We start from the raw sequence: 24,240 nt of genomic DNA, 5'->3' as shown, positions 1-24,240 counted from the left end.
GCGGGCGTCAGTCCAGCAGCCGTTCGCGGAGCCGGCCGAGGGTCTCGGGTGTGAGCCCGAGGCCCTCGGAGAGGTAGGCCTCGCGTCCGCCCCACTGCTCGTCGATGGTGTCGAAGGCCGCGGTCAGGTACTCGGCGCGGGCGTCGAAGAGCGGGGCCAGGAGCTCCATCACCTCGGGGGAGCGGGCCTCCTGCGAGCCGCCGCTGCGGCGCACCCGGTAGCGGCGGTGCGGGGCGTTCGACTCCAGGTAGTCCGCGACGATCGCCTCGCGCTCGACGCCGAGCGCGAGCAGGACGACGGCGACCGACAGGCCCGCCCGGTCCTTCCCGGCCGCGCAGTGCAGCAGGGCGGGGACGCTGTCCTCGGCGAGGGCGTGCACCACCCGGCTGTGCTCCGCCGTGCGGTGGCGGATGATCGTGCGGTACGACTGCGCCATCCGGGCCGCGGCCTTGCCCTCGCCCAGGACCGCGCGGAGTTCGTCGAGGGCGCCCTCGCGGACCATCGTCCAGAACTCCCGGCCGTCGGCCGGATCCGAGAGCGGGATGTTGACGTTCCGCACGCCGGGCAGCGCGACGTCGGGCCCCTCCAGGGCGTGGTCGGCGTCGTTGCGGAAGTCGAAGATGGTGTGGAGCCCGAGGGAGGCGAGGAACTCCGCATCGGTATCGGTGGCATGTGCGAGATGTCCGCTTCGGAACAGTCGTCCCGTACCGACCCGTCGGCCGTCAGAAGTCGGCAATCCGCCCACATCGCGGAAATTGCGCACTCCGGACAGCTCCGGCTCCTGTATCTGCTGGGTCAAAGGAACTCCTCCGCTTCGTCGTGGGACATCTTGTCCGTATTGAGCTGGTTGGCTCCAACTTGCCATACCCGGCGGCGAGATCGCGCACGTCCCCGTGAGCCAGATCATACGGTGACCGTGAGTGCCTGATCGCGAAAGCCGAATGGCCCGGCCGGGAGGGTTGTTGACGGTGCGGAATGGACAGAGGGTGACGGTAATTCCGCCGATCCCACACCCCGGTGATTCCTTCGGGGAATTCATGGCTTGTTCCGTGCGGCCGCACTCGATTACCTTCGCGATCGATCCGGGTGGACCGCCTAATCCTGCCGCCTCCCGGAAACCGCACCCGACTATTCACGCGCGCGGCAGGAGCGGGGGAACCAGGTAAGCCGCCGTCCCGGATCTTTCCTCCGGAACGGCTAGGGGTGAAGCCGTACATGCTCCGTTCATGTACGGCCGGACATCTCCAGTCCGAACCCGACAGCTCACCTCGCAGGCGACGGAGAGGAATTCGCCATGCCTGCAAAGGGTAAGCACCGTCGTCCCAAGTCCCGTTCCCTTTCCCGCGGTCTCGCCGTCGCCGGCACCGGTGGCGCGGCCCTCGCGCTGCCCCTGATGGGAGCCGCCGGCGCCACCGCGGCTCCCGCCCCGGCCGCCGCGCCGGCCACGGCCCCCGCCGCCGCCCCGCAGCTCCCGGTCGCGCTCCAGAGCGCACCCGCCGCCGTCGAGGCCGCCCCGACCGTCTACACGGTCGTGCCCGGCGACTACCTCTCCAAGATCGCCGCGGAGCGCCACCTCTCCGGCGGTTGGGAGAAGCTGTACGCCGACAACCGCGAGGCCGTCGGCACCGACCCCTCCCTGATCCACCCGGGCCTGAAGCTGACCCTCGGTGCGAAGGCGGCGGCCCCGGCCGAAGCGGCTCCGGCCCCGGCTCCCGCCGAGCGGTCCTCGACCGGCGCTCCGTCCGCCGGCAAGGGATCCTCCGAGCAGGCCGCCCCCGCGCCGGCCCCGCAGCCGAAGCAGAAGGCGCAGAGCGGCGGCGGTTCCACCGAGGCGAAGGCGCCCAGCGGCGCCGGATTCGTGGCCCCGGTGAGCGGCGGCATCTCCACCCAGTACCGGGCCTCGGGTGCCATGTGGTCCTCGGGCTACCACACCGGCGTCGACTTCATCGCGAGCGCGGGCACCACCGTCAAGGCCGTCGGAGCGGGCACCGTGGTCTCGGCCGGCTGGGCCGGATCGTACGGCAACGAGGTGATCATCAAGCACGCGGACGGCAAGTACTCCCAGTACGGCCACCTCTCCTCGCTGTCCGTCTCGGCGGGCCAGAGCGTCACCGCCGGCCAGCGCATCGGCCTCTCCGGCTCCACCGGCAACTCGACCGGCCCGCACCTCCACTTCGAAATCCGCACGGGCCCGTCCTACGGCTCCGACGTCAGCCCGGTGAGCTACCTCCGCTCGAAGGGCGTCACCCTCTGACGGCAGCCGCCGCCGGAGCGCCCACACACGCCAGGCCGGGGCCCGAGGGGGGTCCCGGCCTGGCGTGTACTTATTCCTTATCCTCCGCGTGGTATAGATCACGGTCCGTCAACCCCTGCTTACGTTGGCGTAGGTCGTGTGCGCGGGTGAAGGATGTCGTTCCGTGGCAGCGACGACGACGACACTCAAGACCATCGGCTCGTACGCGGCGATCGGGGACAGCTTCACCGAGGGCGTGGGGGACCCGGGACCCGGGGGTTCTCATCTCGGCTGGGCGGACCGGCTCGCCGTGCTCCTGGCCGACCGGCGCGACGAGCACGACTTCCGGTACGCGAACCTGGCCGTGCGCGGCCGGCTCCTCGACCAGATCGTGGCCGAGCAGGTGCCGCGGGCCAAGGCCCTGGCGCCCGACCTCGTGACCTTCTGCGCCGGCGGCAACGACATCATCCGGCCCGGCAGCGACCCCGACGACGTGGCGGAGCGGTTCGAGGCCGCCGTCGCCGACCTCACCGGGGCCGTCGGCCTGGTCATGATCACCACCGGCTTCGACACCCGGGGCGTGCCGGTCCTCAGGCACCTGCGGGGCAAGGTGGCGACGTACAGCGCGCACGTGCGCGCCATCGCCGACCGCTACGACTGCCCGGTCCTCGACCTCTGGTCGCTGAAGTCCGTCCAGGACCGGCGCGCCTGGGACACCGACCGGCTGCACCTGTCGCCCGAGGGCCACACGCGGGTGGCGCTGCGCGCCGCACAGGTGCTCGGACTCGAGGTGCCCGCCGACCCCGACCAGCCGTGGCCGCCGCAGCGGCCGCGCGGCTCGGTGGACGTGACCCGCGACAACATCCAGTGGGCCCGCGAGCACCTGGCGCCCTGGATCGGGCGGCGGCTGCGCGGCGAGTCCTCCGGGGACCACGTCGAGGCGAAGCGCCCGGACCTGCTGCCCCTGTAGGGAGAGCCGCAGACGGGGTACGGGGGCCGTAAGCGGAATCCTTCGGGGTATGTGTGCGTTGGGATGGTCGTAGACCGACGACCGTCCCGACCCCATCCCCCCAGGAGGCGCCTTGACCGGCTCCCGTCCCCCGCGTCCCCTGCGCCCGCGGCTGCGCGCCCTGCGCCCCGAAGCCTTCGGCGCGGACCCGTCCGGCGCCCGGCTGGAGCGGATCCACCGTTCGCCGAACTTCGCCGACGGCGTCTTCCAGAACCCGCTCGGGGCCCGGACCAGGCCCTCGGGGTCGATGGCGGAGTTCGCGAAGATCTACTTCCACCGCGAACAGCGGATCCGGCGCACCCCCGGCGCGCCGGTCCCCGTGTACCCGACGACCCTCGCGGAGCTGGCGAAGCCGCCCGCGAGCGGACTGCGGATCACCTGGATGGGACACTCCAGCGTGCTCGCGGAGATCGACGGGCGGCGCGTGCTGTTCGACCCGGTGTGGGGCGAGCGGTGCTCCCCCTTCCCCTTCGCCGGCCCCAAGCGGCTGCACCCCGTGCCCGTGCCGCTGGCCTCGCTGGGCGCGGTCGACGTCGTGGTGATCTCCCACGACCACTACGACCACCTCGACCTGCCGACGATCAAGGAGCTGGCCGGTACGGACACGGTCTTCGCCGTGCCGCTCGGCGTCGGCGCGCACCTCGAGCGCTGGGGCGTGCCGGCCGACCGGCTGCGCGAGCTGGACTGGAACGAGAGCACCAAGGTCAACGGGCTCTCGCTCACCGCGACCCCCGCCCGGCACTTCTGCGGCCGCGGGCTGCGCAACCAGCAGCACACCCTGTGGGCGTCCTGGGTGGTCGCGGGGGACGAGCACCGGATCTACCACAGCGGGGACACCGGCTACTTCCCCGGCTTCGAGGAGATCGGCGCCGAGCACGGGCCCTTCGACGCCACGATGATCCAGATCGGCGCCTACTCGGAATACTGGCCCGACATCCACATGACGCCCGAGGAGGGCATGCGCGCCCACCTCGACCTCCAGGGCGGCGCCCCGCACGGCACGATGCTGCCGATCCACTGGGGCACCTTCAACCTGGCCCCCCACCCGTGGGACGAGCCGGGCGAGGGAACCCTCGCCGCGGCGCAGGGGGCCGGAGCCGCGATCGCCCTGCCGATCCCGGGGCAGCCCTTCGAACCGGGGGCGGCGGACGCCCCCGCGAAGCCGTGGTGGCGGCCCTTCGTGGCCGGCGGCCACGCCGCACCCGAAGTCGCCGTGGCCGCGGTCACCGCGGGCCGGGCGACGGGCGTGATCCGCGAGGAGCCCGAGGCCGTCGGGTCCTGACGGACCGCCGCACGGCACGGGGCGGACCCGGCCGAGGGGCCGCGGCAGGGGTGGCGCCCCCGGGCTCCGGGGGCGCGCGGTCCGCGCCGGTCCCCGGCGGAAGGCGACCCGGGGGATTCGGGCGGCTGTACGAGCGCTCCACCGGGAGCGGGAAGCACCCCCGCGAACTTCCCCAACTGGCCGCCCGGGGCGGGACGGTGCGGTCTAGCGTGGGTATCCGGTGATCAACACCGGGCCCCGGGAACGCTGGGGGCCGGGCCCCACGTACCGAGGACGCCGATGTCCGGACTCCGCGCCGCCCGCCACGCCCCGTCGAGACACGCCGTCACCGGTCCGGGCCGGCAGATACGCCCCCAGCTGGTCCGCGCCGCCGTCCTGCCCACGCTCGCCGCCGCGCTCAGCGGCGCGGCCGCGGTCATCTTCACCCTCCAGCTCGGCGGCGGAGCCGGCGACCGGGACCCCCGGCTCTGGCCGGTGCTCACCGGCTGCGCCCTGCTCGTGGCCGGAGCCCTCGCCGCGGCCCTGCTCGGCGCGCAGCGCGGCGCCAAGGCCGTACGGGACCGGTGCGAGGCGCTGCGCCGCTCCAGCGTGCGCGGCCGCCAGGAGCTGCGCGGCGCCGCCGACCGGCTGGAGCGCGGCGAGGCGCCCGGCCGCCCGGTGCGCGGCGGCCCGACCGGGGCCCCGGCGGGCCCCGACCCGGCGGGGGTGGACGAGTTCTGGCTCCTCGCCCAGGAGCTGCGCGGGGCCCGCGAACAGGCCCACGCGACCCTCGTACGGCTGGCCGGGCCGGCCACGCCGTCCGACAGCGACCGGAAGGTCGAGGTCTTCGTCAACCTCGCGCGCCGCCTGCAGTCCCTCGTCCACCGCGAGATCTCGCTGCTCGACGAGCTGGAGGACACGGTCGAGGACCCGGACCTGCTCAAGGAGCTCTTCCACGTCGACCACCTCGCCACCCGGATCCGCCGCCACGCCGAGAACCTCGCGGTGCTCGGCGGGGCCGCCTCCCGGCGCCAGTGGACCCGGCCCATCGACCTGAGCGAGGTGCTGCGCTCCTCGGTCGCCGAGGTCGAGCAGTACACCCGGGTCAAGGTCGTGCCCCCGGCGGGCGGCAGCGTGCGCGGGCACGCCGTCGCCGACGTGGTGCACCTGCTGGCCGAACTGGTGGAGAACGCCACGGTGTTCTCCGCGCCCGACACGGACGTGGTGCTGCGCGCCGAACGGGTCACCGCCGGGATCGCGGTCGAGGTGGAGGACCGCGGGCTCGGCATGCCGGCGGAGGAACAGCACCGGATGAACGCGCTGCTCGGCGACCCCGACCAGATCAGCGTCCGGCACCTGCTCGCGGACGGGCGGATCGGGCTGTTCGTCGTGTCGGCGCTGGCCCGCCGGCACGGGATCGCCGTGGAGCTCAAGTCCAACATCTACGGCGGGGTGCTCGCCGTCCTGGTGCTGCCCCAGGAGCTGCTGGGCGCGGAGGCGCCGGGCGCCGCCGACGCCGGGGGCTCCCGTGCCACCTCGTGGGGGACGGGCCAGGCCGCGCCGCTCCCGCCGCCGCTGGAACCCGTACGCGTGACCCGGCCCCGCCCGGAGCCGGCCGCCCCGGTGCCGGACGCCTGGCCGACGGGCCCCGCCCCGGCCGCCCCGGCGGGGACCGGCTCCGGCCCCGCGCCCGCGCCGGCGAACGGTGCGGTGCCGGCGAACGGAGCCGTGGCGGAGGCCGGGCCGTGGCCCGCGAACGGGGGCGTGCCCGCGCCCGCGAACGGGGTCGGGGCCGTGGCGGAGGCCGGGCCGTGGCCCGCGAACCGGGCCGTGCCCGCGCCCCGGGCCGGGGGAGGGGCCGCGGTGTCGACGGCGGGTCCGCCCGTGCCGGGGCCCGCCACCGCGGCCCCGGCCGGGGCCGGCGAGCAGGCCGGGGCCGAAGGCGGGCCCGTACCCGCCCCGCCCGAGACCTGGGCCGAGCCGGCCCCCGCGCCCGCGGCCCCGGCCGACGTACAGACCGACCCGGCCCTGCCCGAGACGTGGACCGAGCCGGTACCGGCCGCCCGGGCTTCGGCAGCGGTCGAGGACGTGGTGCAGGAGGCTGCCCCGGCTCCGGGGTGGGCCGAGCCCGTGGCGGCCGCCCGGGCTTCGGCAGCGGTCGAGGCCGTGGTGCGGCCCGGCCCCGCGGCAGGGGACCGGCCCGCCCTGCCCCGGCGGCGGGCGCAGCAGCACCTCGCGCCGCAGCTGCGCGAGGCGCCCGCCCCGCGGCGGGCCCCGGACCCCGAGCCACCCGTACACGACCCCGGCCTGATGGCCGCCTTCCAACGGGGCTTCGGCCTCGCGCAGTCGGAGAACCAGGCATGACCCCGACCCCTCACCCCAGCAAGGAGCGCACCCCCATGGGCGGCGAAGTGGCGACGAAGACCGGCAGCCGGCTCTCGGACCTCGACTGGCTGCTCAGCGGCCTGGTGCAGCGCGTGCCGTACACCCGCAGCGCCGTGCTGCTGACCGCCGACGGCCTCGTGACCTGCGTGCACGGCCTGGACGCGGACAGCGCCGACCACCTGGCGGCGCTCGCGTCCGGGCTGTACTCGCTGGGGCGCAGCGCCGGATCCCGCTTCGCGGACGGCGCGGAGGTCCGCCAGGTCGTCGTCGAACTCGACACCGCGCTCGTCTTCGTCTCGGCCGCCGGCTCCGGCACCTGCCTGGCGGTCCTCGCCGACCGCGAGGCCGACGCCGGGGTGCTCGGCTACGAGATGGCCATGCTCGTCAAGAGCGTACGGCCGTATCTGGCGGCGCCGCCGCGGCGGCCCGTCGCGGACCCGGAGCGATGAGGGGCCGCGCGACGGGCGTTCGCACGAAGGGACGGGACACGCCCTGGCTCGACGACTCGGCGGGCCGGGTGATGCGCCCGTACACCGCCAGCGGCGGGCGGACCCGGCCGGGTGTCGCGCTCGACCTCCTGTCCCTGGTGACCGCGACCGGAGTGCGGCCGCGCGTACCGCTGGGGGCGGAGCACATGCTCGCCCTCCGGCTGTGCGCGGGCGCCGCGGCGGTCACGGTCGCCGAGGTCGCCGGGCAGCTGCGGCTGCCCGCGGTGGTGGTGAAGGTGCTCCTGTCCGATCTGATGGAACACGGGGCCGTCATGGCACAGGCCCCGCGTTTCCCCGGCGGCGGATCCTTCGCCGCCGATGACCGGTCCCTGCTCCGGGCGGTGCTCGATGGCCTCCACAAACGCTTGTGACGCGCCCGCCCCCGAGGCCGCTCCCGCGACGCTGAAGATCCTGGTCGCGGGCGGTTTCGGGGCGGGCAAGACCACCTTCGTGGGCGCGGTGAGCGAGATCGAGCCGCTGAGCACGGAGGAACTGCTGAGCGGCCTCGGCGAGACCGCGGACCCGCTCGACGGGGTCGAGGCCAAGACCACGACCACCGTCGCGCTGGACTTCGGCCGGATCACGCTCGACCGGCGGCACGTGCTCTACCTCTTCGGTACGCCCGGGCAGCACCGCTTCTGGTTCCTCTGGGAGGAGCTGTGCGCCGGCGCGCTCGGGGCGGTGGTGCTCGCCGACACCCGCCGCCTCGCCGACTGCTTCCCCGCCGTGGACTTCTTCGAGCGGCGCGGCATCGGCTTCATCGTCGCCGTCAACGAGTTCGACGGCGGTCACCGCTACGGGCCCGACGAGGTCCGCGAAGCGGTGGGGCTGGGGCCCGAGGTGCCCGTCGTTCGGTGCGACGCGCGCCTGACCAGCTCCGGGACGGGGACGCTGGCCGCCCTCGTCCGCCATCTCCTGTGCACGGCCACGGGGGCCGCATCCAGCAATTCGTCTTCGGAGTCGGGGGAACCGTCATGACGTACTACGAATCGACCGGACACCTGCTGCTCACACCCGTGGACCGGGAGGCGCCCGCGCGCGTCCTGCGGCTGCGGGAACTGGGCCTGGGCGAGCGGGTGGACGCCGAACTGGACGCGTTCGCCCGGCGCGTCGCGAACGTGCTCGCCGCGCCCTACGCGGGGGTCAACTTCATCGGGGAGGAACGGCAGTTCTTCGCCGGGCTGCACCACGCCGCCGAGGCCCCGGCGAGCGACTACCCGGCGCGGGTGCTGGCCCGCGACCACGGCTACTGCCCGCACGTGGTGGTGCGGCGCCGGGCACTGGTGCTCGAGGACGTACGGGACTTCGCGCGCTTCGCGGGCAACGCGGTGGTGGACGAGAGCGGCGTGCGCTCGTACGCGGGCGCGCCGCTGACGGACCGGCGGGGATTCGTGCTGGGCACGGTGTGCGCGGTGGACGTGGTGCCGCGCAGGTGGGGGACGGAGGGCCTCGCCACGGTGAAGTCGCTGGCGGCGGAGCTGGTGGAGCTCCTGCACGCCCGGGAGGACCGGCGGCAGACGGCGTAGCCGGGGGCGGCAGTGCGCTCGGGCGGCGCGGCGGATGTCAGGGGCGGGGTCTACGGTCGTCGCATGGGTACCACCGCGCAGGACGTCCGCACGATCGCGCTGTCGCTTCCGGACAGCAGCGAGAAGCCGGCCTGGGGCATGCCCACCTTCCGGGTGGGCGGGAAGGTCTTCGCCGCGCTGGCCGATGACGACGCCTCGATCGGGGTCAAGTGCCCCAAGGAGCAACGGGCCGGGCTGATCGCGGCGGAGCCGCAGAAGTTCTTCGTGCGGGAGGGCCACGACGACAACTACGCCTGGCTCCGGGTCCGGCTGGAGGCGGTGGAGGACGCGGCGGAGCTGCGCGCGATCCTGATCGACTCCTGGCTCCAGGCCGCCCCGAAGCGGCTGGCCGCGGCCCATCCGGAGCTGGCGGACGGCCGCGCGGGCGCATCCGGCGACGCGGGCCACTGCGGCGGCGAGGGCGACGCGGGCTGAGCACGCGGCGGCCCGGGGGCCGCGCCGCCGTGCCCACGGCGGGGGAGGCGGGGCCGCCGGCGCACGGCCCCGCGTTCCCCCTAGTGCTGTGGCCGGAAAGGTTTGCCGGGGCGCGGCGTCCGGTGCGGTGCATCGCAAGGCGGAGGGCCACGGCTCGTACTGGACGTACGTGCGCGGTCCGACAACGCAGCGAGGTGCCGTGCCGGGCGTCGCGACCCGGTGAACCTTTGCGGTCCCAGCACTAGCGCACGGCCGGGTGCAGGAAGCCGGTGAGGCGCGCGCGCAGCGACCGCGGGTCCAGGCCGTGGGCCGCGGTGTGCTCGTCGATCGTGCCGTAGCGGCGCAGCTCGGCGCGGCCCACACCCAGGCCCAGCACCCGGTGGGGCGTTTCGGCCAGGGCGTCGTTCGCGGCGGCCGTGGAGGTCCCGGCCAGGTAGGGCTCGACCAGGACCACGTCGGCGTTCGCGGCGCTCCGGACGGCCTCGCGCAGCGTCGCGTCGTCGAAGGGGCGCACGGTGGGGGCGTACAGCACGGTGAGGTCCAGGCCCTCGGCCGCCGCCAGGACGTTGTCGAGCAGCGGCCCGACGGCGAGGACCACGCCCGCGCGTCCCTCCCGTACGGTCTGGAACCCCAGGCCCGCCACCGGTCGCGGCGCCGCGTTCGACTGCTGCGAGAGCCGGACGTAGACCCTGTCGTCCCCGGCGGCGTAGGCGTGCCGCAGCAGCGCCTCCGCCTCGTCGCGGTGCCCGGGCACGTGGACGGTCCAGCCGTCCAGGGTGTCCAGCAGTGCCACGTCGCCCGGTGCCATGTGCGTGAACCCGCCGGACGGCCAGTCGTAGCTGGCGCTCGCGCTGACCAGCACGCCGCCCGTGCCCTGGTGTCCGAAGTCCAGCTTGACCTGCTCGAACGGCCGCTCCACGAGGAAGCTGGCGAAGGTGTGCACGATCGGCCGCATGCCGGTGAGGGCCAGGCCGCCGCCCACGCCGACCAGCAGCTGCTCCCGGATCCCGACGTTGACCACCCGGTCCGGATGGCGGCGCTGGGCGGGCAGGAACCCGTCCATGGTGATCTCGGCGAGCACCAGGGCCAGCCGCGGATCCTCGTCGAGCAGGCGCGAGGTGACGGAGATGAATCGTTCCCGCATGGTGTCCATGTACGTCTCGGCTCCCCTACTGCTTCTTCTCGACCCGGGCGACCACGACGTGCGGCCGTCCGGGATGCGGTGCGGTGAAGGCGGCGTGCAGCGCGGCGTGGTCCCGCCCGTCCACGGTGGCCGCGGACCAGCCGGCGGCCTCGAAACGGGCCGCGATCCCACCGGGCCAGCCGTGGGTGGCGGAGTCGTTGTCGATCACCACGGTGTGCAGCCGCTCGAGCCCGGCGGAGCCCGCGTAGGCGAGCGCCTCGTGGTTGCTGCCCTCGTCCAGCTCGGCGTCCCCGATCAGCACCCACACCGCCGGCTCGGCCAGCCCCTGGGCGCGCAGCCCGAGCGCGCTGCCGACGGCGAGCGGCAGCCCGTGCCCGAGCGACCCGCTGCCGATCTCCACACCGGGTATCAGGGTGCGGTCGGGGTGGTGCCCGAGGGGCGAGTCGTACGACCCGAAAGCGGGAAGCCAGTCGACGGGGAAGAACCCCTTCGCGGCGAGGACGGCGTAGTACGCCATCGGCCCGTGCCCCTTGGACAGCAGGAACCGGTCCCGCCCGGGATCCCCGGCGGTCCCGGGCGTCACCCGCAGCACCCGGTCGTAGAGCACCCACAGCACGTCGAGCGTGGAGGTGGCGGCGGGCCCGTGCTTCTCGGCCCCGGTCATGAGGCCGATCAGCCGGCCCAGATCCTCATAGCGGAAGTCCCTGTCCGCGGTTGCCTGCGTCATGAGTGGATCATGCAGCCTCAAGCCTGGTTGAGGTCAAGAACACCCGGCTCCGGACCGCTGACCGGAAAGGTGCGCGCGACCACCCCGCGAAGTGCGGTATTGTTCTCCTGCGCGTTCAACCAGGGGAAACCCCAGGTCAACGGGCATCGGGACGTGGCGCAGCTTGGTAGCGCACTTGACTGGGGGTCAAGGGGTCGCAGGTTCAAATCCTGTCGTCCCGACCATGCGGAAACGCAGGTCGGAGGTCGTTCTCTCATACGTGAGAGGGCGGCCTTTCGTGCGTTCGGCTACCGGCTGCTCCGTGGGCCGTGGGCCTGGAGGAGCTGGTCGACGGGAGCGTGGTCGTCGGTGAGCACTCGGGCACCGCCGACCCAGGACGCGAGGTCTTCGCCGGTGGCGATCTTCCAGCCGGTCTGCCGGGCGTCCAGGGCTGCCTGGGTCGCGCGGAGGTCGACCGGCCGGTCGGAGGCGAGCACCACCAGATTGCCGCCCTCGGGGGCGGAGGCCGGGACGAGGCCGATGTTCGAGGGTTCGCCGACGACGGCGACGTGCTCGAAGGTGCGGCGGATGGTGGCCACTTCGGCACGTGCGAAGGCCATGCCGCCGTGATCGATGAGGTTGGCAACGTACAGGCCGTCGTCGTCGAGCACCCGCCGTACGTCAGCCATCGCCTCCACCGTGGTGAGGTGCCATGGCACGCTGACGCCCCCGAAAGCGTCGCCGACGACGAGGTCACGGCTGCCGGCGCCCAACCGCCGCAGGCCGAGCCTGCCGTCCTCCACCCGTACGTCGATACCCCCTGCCGGTCCCAGGCCCAGGCGGTCGCGGTCGATGTCCACGACCCCGCTGTCGATCTCGGACACGAGGCTGCGCGTCCCGGGCCGAGTGGCCGCGAGGTAGCGGGGGAAGGTGAGCCCGCCGCCGCCCAGGTGATGGGCGGCCAGCGGCTCACCCTCGGGGAACGCGGCATCGACCACCGACGCGAGGGCGCGCACGTACGCGAAGGTGAGGACGGTCGGGTCCTCGATGTCCACGTAGGAGTGCCGCACGCCGTCCAGGACGAGGGTGCGGCCGCTGCCCCGCTCGGGGTCCGCCACGACCCGGGCGCAGTGGTACCTGGTCTCCGTGTCGCAGCCACCGGGCGCGACCGTGGTGGCGAGGCCGCCGGCCACGACCACGAGTGCGAGGGCGGGGGCGCTCCTCCACCCGCGCGTTCGCCACTCGGCCAGCGCCGAGCCGACCACCAGCAGAGTTCCGAGGCCGATCAGGATGCCGCTGACCGGCAGCCGCGCGATGAGGACGAAGCCGGTGAGGACCGTGCCGACGATGGCGCCGACGGTCCCGACGCCGGACAGCCGGCCGACGACCGTTCCGGTCTCGGCGAGGCTGGTGAGACGCAGCTTGGTCACGATCGGCGTCACCGCGGAGAGCAGCGCGCCCGGCACGAGGATGGTCAGGGACGCGATCAGCAGGAGCACGGCCGGCGCCCACTCCGCGGTGGTGCGCAGTACGGCGGGGGTCAGCGCCACCACCGCTCCCGACACCCCGAGCGAGGGGCCGATGAGCCGCCGCGGATCGACCTGGTCGGCGATGCGCCCGCCCAGCCAGGAGCCGAAGGCGATCGCGGTGAGGGCGATGCCGATCACCATGGTGCTGGTCTCGAGGGTGAGGCCCAGGTAGGGAGCCAGCAGCCGCAGAGCGACGATCTCCACCACCAGGACCGCGGCCGACGAACCGAACACGAGCACGGCAGCGGTACGGGGGCCCAGGCCGTGGCCGTGAGGCGTGCCCTCGGCGACGGGCGAGGAGGACGATCCGGTCACGGGCCACATCCTTGCACGCCACGGATCGCCCGCATGCCGAAAGTCCGCATTCCTCCCCGGACATGGCCGCCGGGTGGTGCGGAGCACGGCGTCCGCCCGACGGGGTCCGCGTGGTCCGGCGGATCGCCGGCGGGGTGTGTGGAGAGTGCGTGAACGTGTGGTGATCGGCTGTTGATCGGCCGTAGAGCCGTGCCGTGGACCATCTGCGCCAAGGGGAACAACGGCTCGACGGTCACCACCGGTAGCCGCCGCCTTCGGCGTGCCGTACGGCCGCCCGGGCCCCCGGTCCCCGGTAGTTGGCCAACCCACGGAAGGTGGACGGGCATGCACGGTGTTCAGTTGCTGCACTCGACGGCGGGCTTCGGAGAGCTGCTCAGGGTCCGGCGTGAACGGGTCGGGCTGACCCAGCAGGTGCTCGCCGATCACGCGACCCTCAGCGTCCGGGCGATCCGTGACATGGAGAGCGGGCGGGTGCAGCGCCCCCGGCAGGAGACGGTCCGGCTGCTGGCCGACGCGCTGCGGCTGGAGGGCCGCAGCCGCTCGGACTTCGAGGCGGCCGCGCGCCGGCAGGCCCTCGTCGAGGAACCGAGCGACGAGCCGACCTCCCCGCCGGTCGCCCGGGGCGCCATCGTCGGCCGGGAGCTGGAGGCCGAGGTGCTGACCGACGCCCTCGCCGTGCACGGCGACCGGCTGGTCACGGTGGCCGGACTGGGCGGGGCCGGCAAGACCCGGCTGGTCCTGGAGGTCGCGCGCCGGCTGTACCTCGCCTCCCGGTGGTCGGTGCGCTGGATCGACTGCGGCCGGCTGCCGGCGGCCGGCCTCGAACGCCGTGCGGACCTCGCCCGGGCGATCGGGGAGCGGCCCACCCTGCTGGTCCTGGACGGCGCCGACGCCGGCGTGGACACGGCCCTGCTGGACGAGCTGTTCCAGCGCTGCCCCGGCCTGCGCGTACTGATCACCGCCCGGGTCCCGCAGCCGCTGTCCGGCGGCCAGGTGATCCCGCTCGCCCCGCTGCCCACCCCCGGTCCGGAACTCGACCACGATCCGGTGGCGCTCGCCGAGGTGGGCGCCGTCCGGCTGCTGCTCTCGCACCTGCGCCGGCTGCGCCCCGGCTACCGCCTGGAGTCCGAGGAGGCGCCCGCCATAGCCGCGCTCTGCCGCCAGTTGGACGGCCTGCCCGGGGCGCTGGAGCTCGTGGCCGGCTGGTCGACGGTGCTGTCCCCGCGCCAGCTGGTGGCGCGGCTGGCGGACGGGCCGTTCCATCTGGCGCCGCCGCCGGCCGGGTTCGGCGGCGGAGCGGACGTGGGCGCGGCGCTGGGGGCCGCGCTGGACCGGCTGACGCTCGGACAGCGGGACCTGCTGGAGCGGCTGGCGGCCAGACCGGGGGACTGGTCGGGGGAGGACGCCGTCGAACTGAGCGGCAGACCGCCGCAGGAGTGCCTGGCGGCGGTGCACGAGCTGCTGGCGAGCGGGCTGATCCGCAGCGTCCCGGCCCGCGACGGCGTCCGGTTCACCGTGCTGAACCTGTGCCGGCGCCTGTTCGGGGCCGGTGCGTATCCGGCGCTGGCCGCCGCGAGCTGAGCCCGTCCGAAGCACCGGCCTGGACCGATACTGCCCGGTTCCTGCCGGGCGAGCTGCCGGTCCGGCGTCCTGATCCTCCCTAGCGTTCTGTCCACGGTCCGGGCGAGCCGGACACCCGGACACCCGGTTGGCCCTGGCGCCCCGGGGACCGGAGGCCCGCCACTTCCCGGGTCTCCCCACCACCTACCGACACAGAGGGTTTGCGCCGTGGAGCAGCATGCCGTGGAGCAGCACGGAAAGGCCGAGCCGACCGGTCTGGACGTCGTCGTGACGACCATGGCCTCGGACTCGCACACCTGGAACCTGGTCTTCCTCCAGCTGCTGCTGGAGGAGCTCGGCCACCGGGTCACCAACCTGGGCGCGTGCGTCCCGGACGAGCTGCTGGTCGCCGAGTGCCGCCGGATCGAGCCGGACCTCATCGTCCTGAGCAGTGTCAACGGGCACGGTTTCCACGACGGGCTGCGGGTGATCGCGGCGTTGCGGGCCTGCCCGGAACTGGGCCGCACGCCGACGGTGATCGGCGGGAAGCTCGGGATCGCGGGCTCCGGCACCCCCGCCAGGCAGCGGGAGCTGATGACGGCGGGATTCGACGGGGTCTTCGAAGAGGGCGGCTCCGTACTGGACTTCCACTCCTTCATCGGCTCACTATCCGGCGGACCCCGGACGCTGCCTGCCGGCCCCCAAGCGCTGTCCGCCGCTCCCCAGGCGTCGCCGGCCGGCCCCAAGGCGCTGCCCGCCGGGTCGGGGGTGCTGCTGTGACGGCCTCCGGCGGCGGCGCGGGCGACGCCCTCAGCGCCCGCCCGGAGGCCCCGGCCGCCCCCGCGTCCGGCTTCGGCGCCTTCGTCGCCCGTGCCCGGGCGGCGGGTGACCTGGTGGTCCAGCCCAGGATGGGCATGGCCGACCCGCTGCGGATGCGCGACGGCCTGCTCGCCACCCGGGACGCGGACGCCGTCACCGTCGGCACCATCACCCTCGACAGCTACACCCGCACCGGCGACTACGCGGCCGCCCGGCGCGCCCTCGCCGAGGGGGTCGGCCTGAACGGCTACCCGATCGCCACCCACCCCGCGGACACCACCCGCGCGGTGCTGCGGGGCGTCGCGGGCGCGCGCTTCCCGGTGCAGGTCCGGCACGGTTCGGCGCTGCCGGAGCACATCGTCCGCGCGCTGCTGGCGCTCGGCCTGGACGCCACCGAGGGCGGTCCGGTCTCGTACTGCCTGCCGTACAGCCGGACGCCGCTGCGCGAGGCGGTCGCCAACTGGCAGCGGAGCTGCGAACTGCTGGTCAGCGCGGCCGAGTTCGGTGCGGAGCCGCACCTGGAGACGTTCGGCGGCTGTCTGATGGGGCAGCTCTGCCCGCCGAGCCTGCTGGTCGCGGTCAGCGTGCTGGAGGCGCTGTTCTTCCGGCAGCACGGGCTGCGCTCCCTCTCGCTCAGCTACGCGCAGCAGGCCGATCCGCGCCAGGACGAGGAGGCGCTCGCCGTGCTCGGGCGGCTGGCCGGCGAACTGCTGCCGGACACCGACCACCACATCGTCCTCTACGCCTACATGGGCGTCTTCCCGCGCTCGCCCGGCGGGGCACGGCTGCTGTTGGAGGACGCGGCCCGGCTGGCGGTGCGGGCCGGTGCGGCCCGGCTGATCGTCAAGACCACCGCCGAGGCGCACCGGATCCCGACCGTGGGCGAGAACGTACGGGCGCTGGAGACGGCCGCGGCCGCCGCCGCCGAGGAGCGCGCCGGCCGGGGGCAGGCCGCCGTCCCCGGTGCGCGGGTCCAGGACACCGGCATCGAGGCGGAGGCGCGGGCGCTGATCGGCGCCGTGCTGGAGCTGGACACCGACATCGGCCGAGCGCTGGTCCGGGCCTTCGCCGCCGGCTATCTGGACGTCCCCTACTGCCTGCACCCCGACAACGCCGGCCGGGCCCGCACCTCGCTCGCGCCCGACGGCCGGCTGCTCTGGTCGAGCGTCGGGTCGATGCCGATCGCCGGCCTGGCGGAAGCGGGCCCGAGGCCGCCGATCCTGGGCTCGGCCGGGCTGATCTCGGCGCTCTCCCAGGTCCAGCGGACCTACGACGCCCGCGCCGAGGCGCGACCGGCCGTCGCAGCCGGCCCCGGCACACCCCGCACGTCCGTAGCGCGCGGCGCGTCCGCAGCACGCGGCGCGTCCGCAGCGCCGGGCGCGTCCGCAGCGCCTCGCGCCTCCGTAGCGCCCGACGCGTCCGTAGCGCCTCGCGGCTCCGTAGCGCCCGGCGCGTCCGTGCCGCCCTGCCCTTCCGTACCGCCCCTTACACCCCTGCCGCCCCGCACGACGCCCACGCCACGACGAGAGTTGGGACGCACCCCATCATGACCACCGACGGGCCCACGGCCTTCGCACCGATCCCGGACCCCGGCCGCCACCTGACCGCCCCGACCACGCGCAGCGCGCTGCGGATCCAGCACCAGCTCCTGTCCGCCGCCCGGGAGTTCCTGCGGGGGCAGGGCTTCACCGAGCTGCTCCCGCCGATCATCGGGCCGGTCACCGACCCCGGCTCGCGCGGTTCCAAGCAGGTCGACGTCGACTTCTACGGTCACCGGTACAAGCTGATGACGAGCGCCATCCTCTACAAGCAGGCCTCGCTGCTGGCCTTCGACAAGATCTTCTGCATCGCCCCCAACGTCCGGCTGGAGCCGCTGGAGACCGCCGGCACCAACCGCCACCTCGCCGAGTTCCACCAGCTCGACGTGGAGGTGGCGGGGGCGAGCCGGGACGACGCGGTCCGGCTGGTCGAGGACCTGGTGGTGCACATGGTCGACAGCGCGGTCCGCGAGCTGCCCAAGGACTTCGCCGGACTCGGCCGGGACCCCGCCGCGTTCACCGAGCTGCTGAAGGGCTCCTTCGGCCGGATGCGGCACGCCGAGGCGGTCGCCGAACTCCAGGGGCTCGGGCACCCGCAGAGCCCCGACGCCGAACTCGACTGGGAGGGCGAGGCGTTGCTCTCCGCCCAGCGCGACCGGCCGTTCTTCGTCACCGACTACCCGAAGGGCTCGCGCGGCTTCTACGACCGGGAGGACCCCGAACAGCCCGGCCTGCTCCGCAACTTCGACCTGATCGCGGCCGAGGGCTACGGCGAGCTGTGCAGCGGCAGCCAGCGCACCAACGACTACGCGGAGATCGTCACCCGGATCCGGGAGACCGGCGAGAACCCGCAGAAGTACCGCTGGTACCTGGACCTGGTCCGTGAAGGCGTCCCCGGCAGCGCCGGATTCGGCATCGGTGTCGAGCGGCTCACCCGCTATGTCGCGGGGCTGGACGCGGTCTGGCAGGCCGCGGCCTTCCCGAAGGTGGCGGGAGTGGTGTCGCCGTGAGCGACCTCTCGGCGCCCGGTTTCCCCGAGGAGGAGGTCCGCCGCCGCGCCCGGGCCGGGGCGGCGGCGGCCTTCCCCCCGCCCGGCGAGTACGGCCGGGTCCTGTTCGGTGCGGAGCACGGGGACGGCCGGGACCCGGACGGCGGGCGGGACCCGCTCGACGCGCTGCGGATCGTTCCGCCGGTCTTCATGCCGCAGCGGCTCGCCCGGCTGATCGACCTCGGTCGTGAGCCGGATTACCGGGACGTCGAACTGGGCACCTCCATCGGTGGATTCCACTCGACGCTGCCGGTGTACGTGTCCGCGCTCGGCTCCACCCGGGCGGCCGGCGGCGATCTCGGCCTCGCGCTCAGCCGGCAGGCGGGCGCACTGGGCCTCCCCATGGTGATCGGCGAGAACGTCGTCCCGGTGAACGGATACGGGCGGCTCGGCGAGGCGGCGGACCGGGCACTGCTCGGCCGCCTCCGCGCCTACGCCGGTGAACTGCCGGACGGGCAGGGCGGGGTCGCCGTCCAGCAGTCCACCGAGGACGCCGACGCCGAGGTGTGGAACCTCGTCTACAGCGACCCTGCCGCCCTGCCCCTGCTCGAATCGGGGCGGCTGGCCTTCGAGTTGAAGCTCGGCCAGGGGGCCAAGCCGGGCCTCGGCGGGATGACCGTGCTGGACGCCGAGGCGGCCGGCCGGCTCGGCAACCGGTACGGGCTCGACGAGGTCTTCGGCGACGGCCGGGTGCTGCGCTCCAGTACGCCCGGCACCTTCACGGCGGAGATCCTGCGCCAGCAGATCCGGCTGATGCGCAACAACTTCCCCCGGGCCCGGGTCTGGGTGAAGCTGCACCCCGGCCGGGACGTGGCCGAGGCCGCCCGGGTGGCCGCCGAGGCGGGAGCGGACGCCGTCACCGTGGACGGCGCCGAGGGCGGCACCGGCTGGGCGCCCGGGGCCTTCCCGACCCAGGTCGGCCTGCCGCTGGCGGAGTGCCTGCGCAGGCTGGCGCTCGCCGGCCCCCCGCCCTGCCTGCTGGTGTCCGGACGGGTCTGGGAGGGCGGCCGGGCGGTGAAGAGCCTCGCGCTCGGCGCCCGGGCGGTGGGTCTGGGCCGGGCGGCGCTGCTCGCCGCGGCCGAGGACCCGCAGGGCGGGCTGATCCGGTTCGCCGAATGCCTCGCGCTGGAAATCCGGCTTCTGGTCAGTGCGCTCGGAAAATACGCGCCGGCCGCGCTGGACCGGGACGACGTATGGTCGCAGGATTTCCCTGGAATTCTCGCCGCCGGATAACCGAAAAGCCGTTCACCCCAGCCCGCCGAGGCGCCCGCGTGCGCCCCGGCGGGCTGCTCCCTTTTGGGTAACACGGCTGCTCAACCGGCAGTTGAAACTGCCGTCGGTCTTCCCCGCATTCTGCCGATCGGCCCTGCGGCGCCGCCCTATCGTCGAGACCACTACCCGCAGCGTCGTTAATTCATCGGGGTTGGATGATGGAATCTCGAGATGTGCCTTTCATATCCGTCGCACGCCGGTTCCCGGACCGCCCGGCCCTACGGCTCGGCGCCCGGACCGTGGCCTACCGGGAGCTGGACGAACTGAGCGGCGCCCTCGCCGCCCGGATCGGCCCCGGGCGGACGGTGGCCGTCGCCGGCCGGGACCGGGTCGACCACGTCGTCGGCCTGCTCGCCGCCCTGCGCGCCGGCGCCACCTACCTGCCGCTGGACCGGGAGGCGCCCGATGAGCGCAACCGCTGGATCCGTGAGGACGCCGGCGCCACGCTCGCCTATACCGACGGTGAGCTGGTGGAGGCCGACGGCCCCGCCGCACTGGCGGGCGCGCCGGAGCCGGACCGGCGCGGCCGCGAGTCCGCCGCGGGCTACCTCGTCTACACCTCCGGCACCACCGGCCGCCCCAAGGGCGTGCACGTCCCGCTCACCGCGCTGGCCGGCCACCTGGCCGCCGCCGTCGAGTGCTTCGGCCTCACCGAGGACGACGTGGTGCTGCACTTCGCCCGCCCGACCGTGGACGTGGCCGTCGAGCAGGTGCTCACCGCCCTCTCGGCCGGCGCCTGCATCGTCGTTCCCGAGGAGGGGCTCCTCGCCCCGGCAGCCCTGCTGGCCTTGCTGGACACCGAGGGCGTCACCGTGGCCAACCTCGCCGCCGGCTACTTCCAGGAGGTGGTGGCCGCGCTGCGCGAGGACGCCCGACCGCCGCGCGCCCTGCGCCTGATGATCTCCGGCAGCGACCGGCTGCACCCGGACGCGGCGGCCCGCTGGTGCGCCGCCACCGGCGTGCCGCTGCTGAACGCCTACGGGCCGACCGAGACCGTCGTCACCGCCACCGTCCACGGGCCGGCGGGCCCGGAGGCGGCGCAGGGCGACACGGTCCCCATCGGCCGCCCGCTCGGCGAGCGCCGCGCGTACGTGCTGGACGACCGGCTGCGGCCGGTACCGCCCGGGGCGTCCGGGGAGCTGTACCTCGGCGGGCGGCTGCTGGCCTCCGGCTACCACGGCCGCCCGGGCCTCACGGCCGGCCGGTTCGTCGCGGACCCCTTCGCGGCGGAGCCGGGCGCCCGGATGTACCGCACCGGGGACATCGTCCGCAGGTCCGGTACGGACGCCCCCCTGGAGTTCGTCGGCCGCGCGGACCACCAGGTGAAGATCCGCGGCTTCCGGGTCGAACCCGGTGAGATCGAGCTGGTCCTCGCCGGCCACCCCGACGTCGCGGGAGCGGTCGTGGTCGCGCACGAGGGCCGACTGGCCGCCTACGCGACCGGCACCGCCCCCGACCCCGCGCGGCTGCGCGCCTACCTGGCCGAGCGGCTCCCCGAGCACATGGTCCCGGCGACCGTCACCCCGCTGGAAGCCTTCCCGCTCACCGCCGGAGGCAAGGTGGACCGGGCGGCGCTCCCCGAGCCCCAGGCCGCGCCCGAGGCACCGGGCTCCGGCCGGCGCCCGCCCCGCACCCCCGCCGAGCAGCTGATCGCCGCCGTATGGGCGGACGTCCTCGGGGTTCCCGAAGTCGGCGCCGACGACAACTTCTTCCACCTGGGCGGGGATTCGCTCACCGCCGTACGCGTGGTCGGCCGGGTCTACGACGTGTTCGGCATGATCTCCCCGTACACCATCTTCGACGCGCCCACCCTCGCCGAGTTCGCCGCCGCGGTCACCGCCGCCTCGGATTCCGGCGAGCGCCCGGCCCTGAACCGGACCGGTGCCACCCGGGCGCCGCTCGCGAACTTCCAGCGCGGGCTCTGGTTCCTGGACCAGTGGAACCCGGGAGCACCGACCTACATCGTGCCCTGGGTGTTCCGCTTCGCCGGACCCGTCGACCCGGAGCTCCTGCGGCGGGCCCTGGCCGGCGTGGTCGAGCGGCACGAAGCGCTGCGCACCACCTTCGAGCTGGGCGAGGAGGGCCCCCGGCAGGTGGTGCACCCCTCCGTCGAGCTGCCGTTCTCCGTCCTGGAGACCACCGCGGAAGCCGTGGACGGCCTGCTCGCCGAGGCCGCGCTGGCGCCTTTCGACCTGGAGGCCGGCCCGCTGGTCCGCGCCCACCTCTACCGCACCGGCGGCACGTCCACCCTGCTGCTGCTCTGCCACCACATCGTCTGGGACGAAGGATCACTGCCGGTCCTGGAGACCGAACTGGCCGCCCTCTACGAGGCCCTGGCCGCCGGCCGCCCCGCCGCCCTGCCCGAACTCGCCGTCCAGTACGCCGACTACAGCACCTGGCAGAGCCAGGACGACACGGCCGAGCGGCAACTCGCCCACTGGCGCGAGCACCTGCGCGACGCACCCACCGAACCCCCACTGCCCACCGACCACCCCCGCCCCGAACTCCAGGCCTTCCGCGGCGCTTTCCACCGGTTCGCGATGCCCCGCCCGGTCGCCGAGGCCGTCCGGGCGGTGGCCCGCAGTGAGGACGCGACCCCGTTCATGGTGCTGCTCGCCGGACTCGCGCTCACCCTGCACCGGCGCACCGGCCGGCGCGACCTGGTGATCGGGTCGCCGGTGAGCGTGCGCGGCCGAGCCGAACTCGACGCCCTGATCGGGTACTTCGTCAACCTCCTGCCGCTGCGCGTCCGGTTCGACGAGACCATGGACTTCCGCGATCTGGTCCGGCACGTCCGGGAGGTGGCCATCGACGGCTACCGGCACCAGGAGGCGCCGTTCGACGCCATCGCGGGCGCCGTCATGGAGGAGCGCCCCGACGACCGCGCCGAGGACCGCAACCCGCTCTGCCAGGTGCTCCTGGAGCTGCACCCGCTGGACAGCCGCCCGCTGAACATCGGCGGTACCGAGGTCACCCGCGAGCTGCACTCCAACCCGGTCTCCCGCTTCGACCTGTCGATCTCCGTCGACGACCGCGGCACCGACTTCACCGGCCGCTTCGAGTACGACTCCGACCTGTTCGACCCCGCCACCATGGCCGAGCTGTGCGAGGCCTGGCTGGGCACCCTCGCGGCCGCCGTCGAGGCGCCGGTGCACGCCCTGTTCGAGGACCGGGCCGCCCGGGACCCGCACGCCCTCGCCCTGGTCTGCGGCGAGGACCGGGTGGACTACGGCACGCTGAACGAGCGGGCCAACCGGCTCGCCCACCACCTCGGCGCTCTGGGCATCGGCCGCGGCGACACAGTCGCCGTCCTGGTCGAGCGCGGACCCGATCTGGTGACCGCCCTGCTCGCCGCGCTGAAGGCCGGCGCCGCCTACACCCTGCTCGACCCGGACTTCCCGGCCGAGCGGCTGTCCGGCGCGGCCGCCGACTGCGGCGCCGCCCTGCTGGTCACCCACCGCGACGCCACCCCGCCGTTCCCGGTCGCCCGCCACCTCGACCTGGACGCCTCGGCCGCCGCCGTCGCGGACCGTCCCGGACACGATCCGGGTCTGCCGGTCACGGCAACCGACCTCGCCTGCGTAATGTTCACCTCCGGATCCACCGGCCGGCCCAAGGGCGTCGCCGTCCCGCACCGCGCCCTCACCACCACCTACCTCGGCCAGGACTACGCCCGCTTCGGGCCCGACGAGGTCTGGCTCCAGTGCTCCCCGGTCTCCTGGGACGCCTTCGCCCTGGAGCTGTACGGCGCACTGGCCTTCGGCGGGGTGTGCGTGCTCCAGCCCGGCCAGCGTCCCGACCCGCAGGCCGTCGCCGCGCTCACCCGCCGCCATGCGGTCACCCAACTCCAACTCTCCGCAAGCCTGTTCAACTTCCTGCTGGAGGAGTTCCCGGAGACCTACGACGACCTCAAGGTGGCCTTCACCGCCGGTGAGCGGGCCTCCGTCACCCATGTCGGCAAGGCGCTCGACCAGTACCCGGACCTCGTCGTCGCCAACGGCTACGGGCCCGTCGAGAGCCTCGGACTCACCACCTGCCACCGCGCCACCCCCGAGGACGCGGCCGGCGCCTCCATCCCCATCGGCCGCGCACTGCACGGCAAGGCGGTCCACGTACTCGACGAGCGGCTGCGCCCGGTCCCGGACGGCGCCACCGGTGAGCTGTACGCCGCCGGCGGCGGCCTGGCCCTCGGATACGTCGGCCGGCCCGGGCTGACCGCAGAGCGGTTCGTCGCCTCCCCGTTCGGGGCGCCCGGCGAGCGGCTCTACCGCACCGGCGACCTCGGCCACCGGACGGCGGAGGGGATCCTGGAGATCACCGGCCGGATCGACGACCAGGTGAAGATCCGCGGCTTCCGGGTCGAGCCCGGGGAGATCGAGGACGCGCTCACCCGCCACCCGTCCGTGCGGGAGGCCGCCGTCACCGTCCACGAACCCGCCCCGGGCGACCGCCGGCTCGCCGCGTACGCCACCCTCGTCCCCACCGCCTCCGGAGCCCCGGTACCCGGCCCCGACGCACTCCTCGACCACCTGGCCGCGCTGCTGCCCGAGCACATGGTGCCCGCCACGCTCGACGTGCTGGACGCGCTCCCGCTCAACCAGAACGGCAAGGTCGACCGCCGTGCCCTGCCCGCCCCGGCCGAGCGCCCGAAGGCCGCCGCGGCCGACCCGCTGACCCCGGAGCAGCGGCTGGTGGCCGACGCCGTCCGCGCCGTCCTGGGGCTGGCCGACGGCCTCGGTCCGGACGCCGACTTCTTCCGGATCGGCGGCAACTCGCTGGCCGCCGTCCGCGTCGCCATGCGGCTCTCCCAGCAGACCGGCACCAAGGTCCCGCCGCAGGCGGTCTTCCGCGGCCGGACGGTCGGAGCCATCGCCGAACGGCTGGCCCCGCGATGACGCGACACCCGGACCGCCCGCCCGCCAGCCCATCCCCG

At 74.6% G+C, this 24,240-nt stretch carries 19 protein-coding genes, 1 tRNA gene and 1 riboswitch; of the genes, 16 read left to right on the top strand and 4 right to left on the bottom strand.

What is annotated here, in order from left to right; all coding sequences use genetic code 11:
- Positions 1–7 precede the first annotated feature (7 nt).
- On the bottom strand, positions 8–799 hold the full coding sequence (locus AB0D66_RS09735; protein ID WP_362299296.1) for a tyrosine-protein phosphatase: 792 nt from the start codon (positions 797–799) through the stop codon (positions 8–10).
- A 293-nt stretch (positions 800–1,092) separates the two neighbouring features.
- A riboswitch (cyclic di-AMP (ydaO/yuaA leader) is annotated at positions 1,093–1,290 on the top strand.
- A 4-nt stretch (positions 1,291–1,294) separates the two neighbouring features.
- Between AB0D66_RS09735 and AB0D66_RS09730 the strand changes: the two genes are divergently transcribed.
- The 9 genes from AB0D66_RS09730 (at position 1,295) to AB0D66_RS09690 (ending at position 9,376) form a co-directional block, all read left to right on the top strand.
- Entirely contained in the window at positions 1,295–2,254 is a 960-nt protein-coding gene (locus AB0D66_RS09730) for a LysM peptidoglycan-binding domain-containing M23 family metallopeptidase (RefSeq protein WP_362299294.1), read from the top strand.
- A gap of 163 nt (positions 2,255–2,417) precedes the next feature.
- On the top strand, positions 2,418–3,203 hold the full coding sequence (locus AB0D66_RS09725) for an SGNH/GDSL hydrolase family protein (RefSeq protein ID WP_362299291.1): 786 nt from the start codon (positions 2,418–2,420) through the stop codon (positions 3,201–3,203).
- 112 nt (positions 3,204–3,315) lie between these two features.
- On the top strand, positions 3,316–4,524 hold the full coding sequence (locus tag AB0D66_RS09720; RefSeq protein ID WP_362299289.1) for an MBL fold metallo-hydrolase: 1,209 nt from the start codon (positions 3,316–3,318) through the stop codon (positions 4,522–4,524).
- A gap of 279 nt (positions 4,525–4,803) precedes the next feature.
- Positions 4,804–6,867 carry an ATP-binding protein gene (locus tag AB0D66_RS09715; protein WP_362299286.1) on the top strand — a complete coding sequence of 688 codons (2,064 nt, stop codon included), beginning with the start codon at positions 4,804–4,806 and terminating at the stop codon, positions 6,865–6,867.
- 35 nt (positions 6,868–6,902) lie between these two features.
- Positions 6,903–7,337: a roadblock/LC7 domain-containing protein gene (locus tag AB0D66_RS09710; RefSeq protein WP_362299337.1), complete on the top strand. Its 435-nt coding sequence runs from the start codon at positions 6,903–6,905 to the stop codon at positions 7,335–7,337.
- Positions 7,334–7,747 (top strand): DUF742 domain-containing protein, encoded by a 414-nt coding sequence (locus tag AB0D66_RS09705; protein ID WP_362299283.1) that lies wholly within the window; start codon positions 7,334–7,336, stop codon positions 7,745–7,747. The genes AB0D66_RS09710 and AB0D66_RS09705 overlap by 4 nt, the downstream gene beginning before the upstream one ends.
- Positions 7,725–8,354 (top strand): ATP/GTP-binding protein, encoded by a 630-nt coding sequence (locus AB0D66_RS09700; protein WP_362299281.1) that lies wholly within the window; start codon positions 7,725–7,727, stop codon positions 8,352–8,354. The genes AB0D66_RS09705 and AB0D66_RS09700 overlap by 23 nt, the downstream gene beginning before the upstream one ends.
- Positions 8,351–8,902 carry a GAF domain-containing protein gene (locus tag AB0D66_RS09695; RefSeq protein WP_362299278.1) on the top strand — a complete coding sequence of 184 codons (552 nt, stop codon included), beginning with the start codon at positions 8,351–8,353 and terminating at the stop codon, positions 8,900–8,902. The genes AB0D66_RS09700 and AB0D66_RS09695 overlap by 4 nt, the downstream gene beginning before the upstream one ends.
- Before the next feature lie 63 nt (positions 8,903–8,965).
- The gene (locus tag AB0D66_RS09690; RefSeq protein ID WP_362299275.1) at positions 8,966–9,376 is read left to right on the top strand and encodes an MmcQ/YjbR family DNA-binding protein; all 411 of its coding nucleotides are present in this window, start codon (positions 8,966–8,968) and stop codon (positions 9,374–9,376) included.
- Between the two features lie 241 nt (positions 9,377–9,617).
- Here AB0D66_RS09690 and AB0D66_RS09685 read toward each other — a convergent pair whose 3' ends face one another.
- Together AB0D66_RS09685 and AB0D66_RS09680 are read right to left on the bottom strand one after the other, a co-directional pair.
- On the bottom strand, positions 9,618–10,529 hold the full coding sequence (locus AB0D66_RS09685) for a transketolase C-terminal domain-containing protein (protein ID WP_362299272.1): 912 nt from the start codon (positions 10,527–10,529) through the stop codon (positions 9,618–9,620).
- 16 nt (positions 10,530–10,545) lie between these two features.
- The gene (locus AB0D66_RS09680; protein WP_362299270.1) at positions 10,546–11,247 is read right to left on the bottom strand and encodes a transketolase; all 702 of its coding nucleotides are present in this window, start codon (positions 11,245–11,247) and stop codon (positions 10,546–10,548) included.
- A gap of 147 nt (positions 11,248–11,394) precedes the next feature.
- Here AB0D66_RS09680 and AB0D66_RS09675 point away from each other — a divergent pair.
- Positions 11,395–11,471: transfer RNA gene (locus AB0D66_RS09675), tRNA-Pro, on the top strand.
- A 63-nt stretch (positions 11,472–11,534) separates the two neighbouring features.
- Here AB0D66_RS09675 and AB0D66_RS09670 read toward each other — a convergent pair.
- Positions 11,535–13,070 (bottom strand): fused MFS/spermidine synthase, encoded by a 1,536-nt coding sequence (locus tag AB0D66_RS09670; RefSeq protein WP_362299267.1) that lies wholly within the window; start codon positions 13,068–13,070, stop codon positions 11,535–11,537.
- 324 nt (positions 13,071–13,394) lie between these two features.
- Between AB0D66_RS09670 and AB0D66_RS09665 the strand changes: the two genes are divergently transcribed.
- The 6 genes from AB0D66_RS09665 to AB0D66_RS09640 all read left to right on the top strand — a co-directional run bounded on the left by AB0D66_RS09665 (position 13,395) and on the right by AB0D66_RS09640 (position 24,202).
- Positions 13,395–14,651, top strand: a complete 1,257-nt coding sequence (locus AB0D66_RS09665; protein WP_362299264.1) for a helix-turn-helix domain-containing protein — start codon at positions 13,395–13,397, stop codon at positions 14,649–14,651.
- 207 nt (positions 14,652–14,858) lie between these two features.
- Positions 14,859–15,410 (top strand): cobalamin B12-binding domain-containing protein, encoded by a 552-nt coding sequence (locus AB0D66_RS09660; RefSeq protein WP_362299261.1) that lies wholly within the window; start codon positions 14,859–14,861, stop codon positions 15,408–15,410.
- Positions 15,407–16,999 (top strand): methylaspartate mutase, encoded by a 1,593-nt coding sequence (locus AB0D66_RS09655; RefSeq protein WP_362299258.1) that lies wholly within the window; start codon positions 15,407–15,409, stop codon positions 16,997–16,999. Before AB0D66_RS09660 ends, AB0D66_RS09655 begins: the two co-directional genes overlap by 4 nt.
- Positions 16,996–17,997 (top strand): asparagine synthetase A, encoded by a 1,002-nt coding sequence (locus AB0D66_RS09650; RefSeq protein ID WP_362299256.1) that lies wholly within the window; start codon positions 16,996–16,998, stop codon positions 17,995–17,997. The genes AB0D66_RS09655 and AB0D66_RS09650 overlap by 4 nt, the downstream gene beginning before the upstream one ends.
- Positions 17,994–19,268 (top strand): glutamate synthase-related protein, encoded by a 1,275-nt coding sequence (locus AB0D66_RS09645; protein WP_362299253.1) that lies wholly within the window; start codon positions 17,994–17,996, stop codon positions 19,266–19,268. Before AB0D66_RS09650 ends, AB0D66_RS09645 begins: the two co-directional genes overlap by 4 nt.
- Before the next feature lie 212 nt (positions 19,269–19,480).
- Entirely contained in the window at positions 19,481–24,202 is a 4,722-nt protein-coding gene (locus AB0D66_RS09640; RefSeq protein ID WP_362299251.1) for an amino acid adenylation domain-containing protein, read from the top strand.
- The last annotated feature ends 38 nt before the right edge of the window (positions 24,203–24,240 follow it).

The sequence above is a fragment of the Streptomyces sp. NPDC048270 genome (assembly GCF_040652335.1).
In the GTDB taxonomy this organism is placed as follows: domain Bacteria; phylum Actinomycetota; class Actinomycetes; order Streptomycetales; family Streptomycetaceae; genus Streptomyces.
Note: the sequence above shows the minus strand (reverse complement) of the source record. Positions and strands in the feature narration are given on the sequence as shown.

Coding starts and splice junctions, on each gene's coding strand:
- AB0D66_RS09730 (WP_362299294.1), top strand. CDS start 1,295: ATGCCTGCAAAGGGTAAGCACCGTCGTCCCAAGTCCCGTTCCCTTTCC.
- AB0D66_RS09715 (WP_362299286.1), top strand. CDS start 4,804: ATGTCCGGACTCCGCGCCGCCCGCCACGCCCCGTCGAGACACGCCGTC.
- AB0D66_RS09710 (WP_362299337.1), top strand. CDS start 6,903: ATGGGCGGCGAAGTGGCGACGAAGACCGGCAGCCGGCTCTCGGACCTC.
- AB0D66_RS09705 (WP_362299283.1), top strand. CDS start 7,334: ATGAGGGGCCGCGCGACGGGCGTTCGCACGAAGGGACGGGACACGCCC.
- AB0D66_RS09700 (WP_362299281.1), top strand. CDS start 7,725: ATGGCCTCCACAAACGCTTGTGACGCGCCCGCCCCCGAGGCCGCTCCC.
- AB0D66_RS09695 (WP_362299278.1), top strand. CDS start 8,351: ATGACGTACTACGAATCGACCGGACACCTGCTGCTCACACCCGTGGAC.
- AB0D66_RS09690 (WP_362299275.1), top strand. CDS start 8,966: ATGGGTACCACCGCGCAGGACGTCCGCACGATCGCGCTGTCGCTTCCG.
- AB0D66_RS09685 (WP_362299272.1), bottom strand. CDS start 10,529: ATGGACACCATGCGGGAACGATTCATCTCCGTCACCTCGCGCCTGCTC.
- AB0D66_RS09680 (WP_362299270.1), bottom strand. CDS start 11,247: ATGACGCAGGCAACCGCGGACAGGGACTTCCGCTATGAGGATCTGGGC.
- AB0D66_RS09665 (WP_362299264.1), top strand. CDS start 13,395: ATGCACGGTGTTCAGTTGCTGCACTCGACGGCGGGCTTCGGAGAGCTG.
- AB0D66_RS09650 (WP_362299256.1), top strand. CDS start 16,996: ATGACCACCGACGGGCCCACGGCCTTCGCACCGATCCCGGACCCCGGC.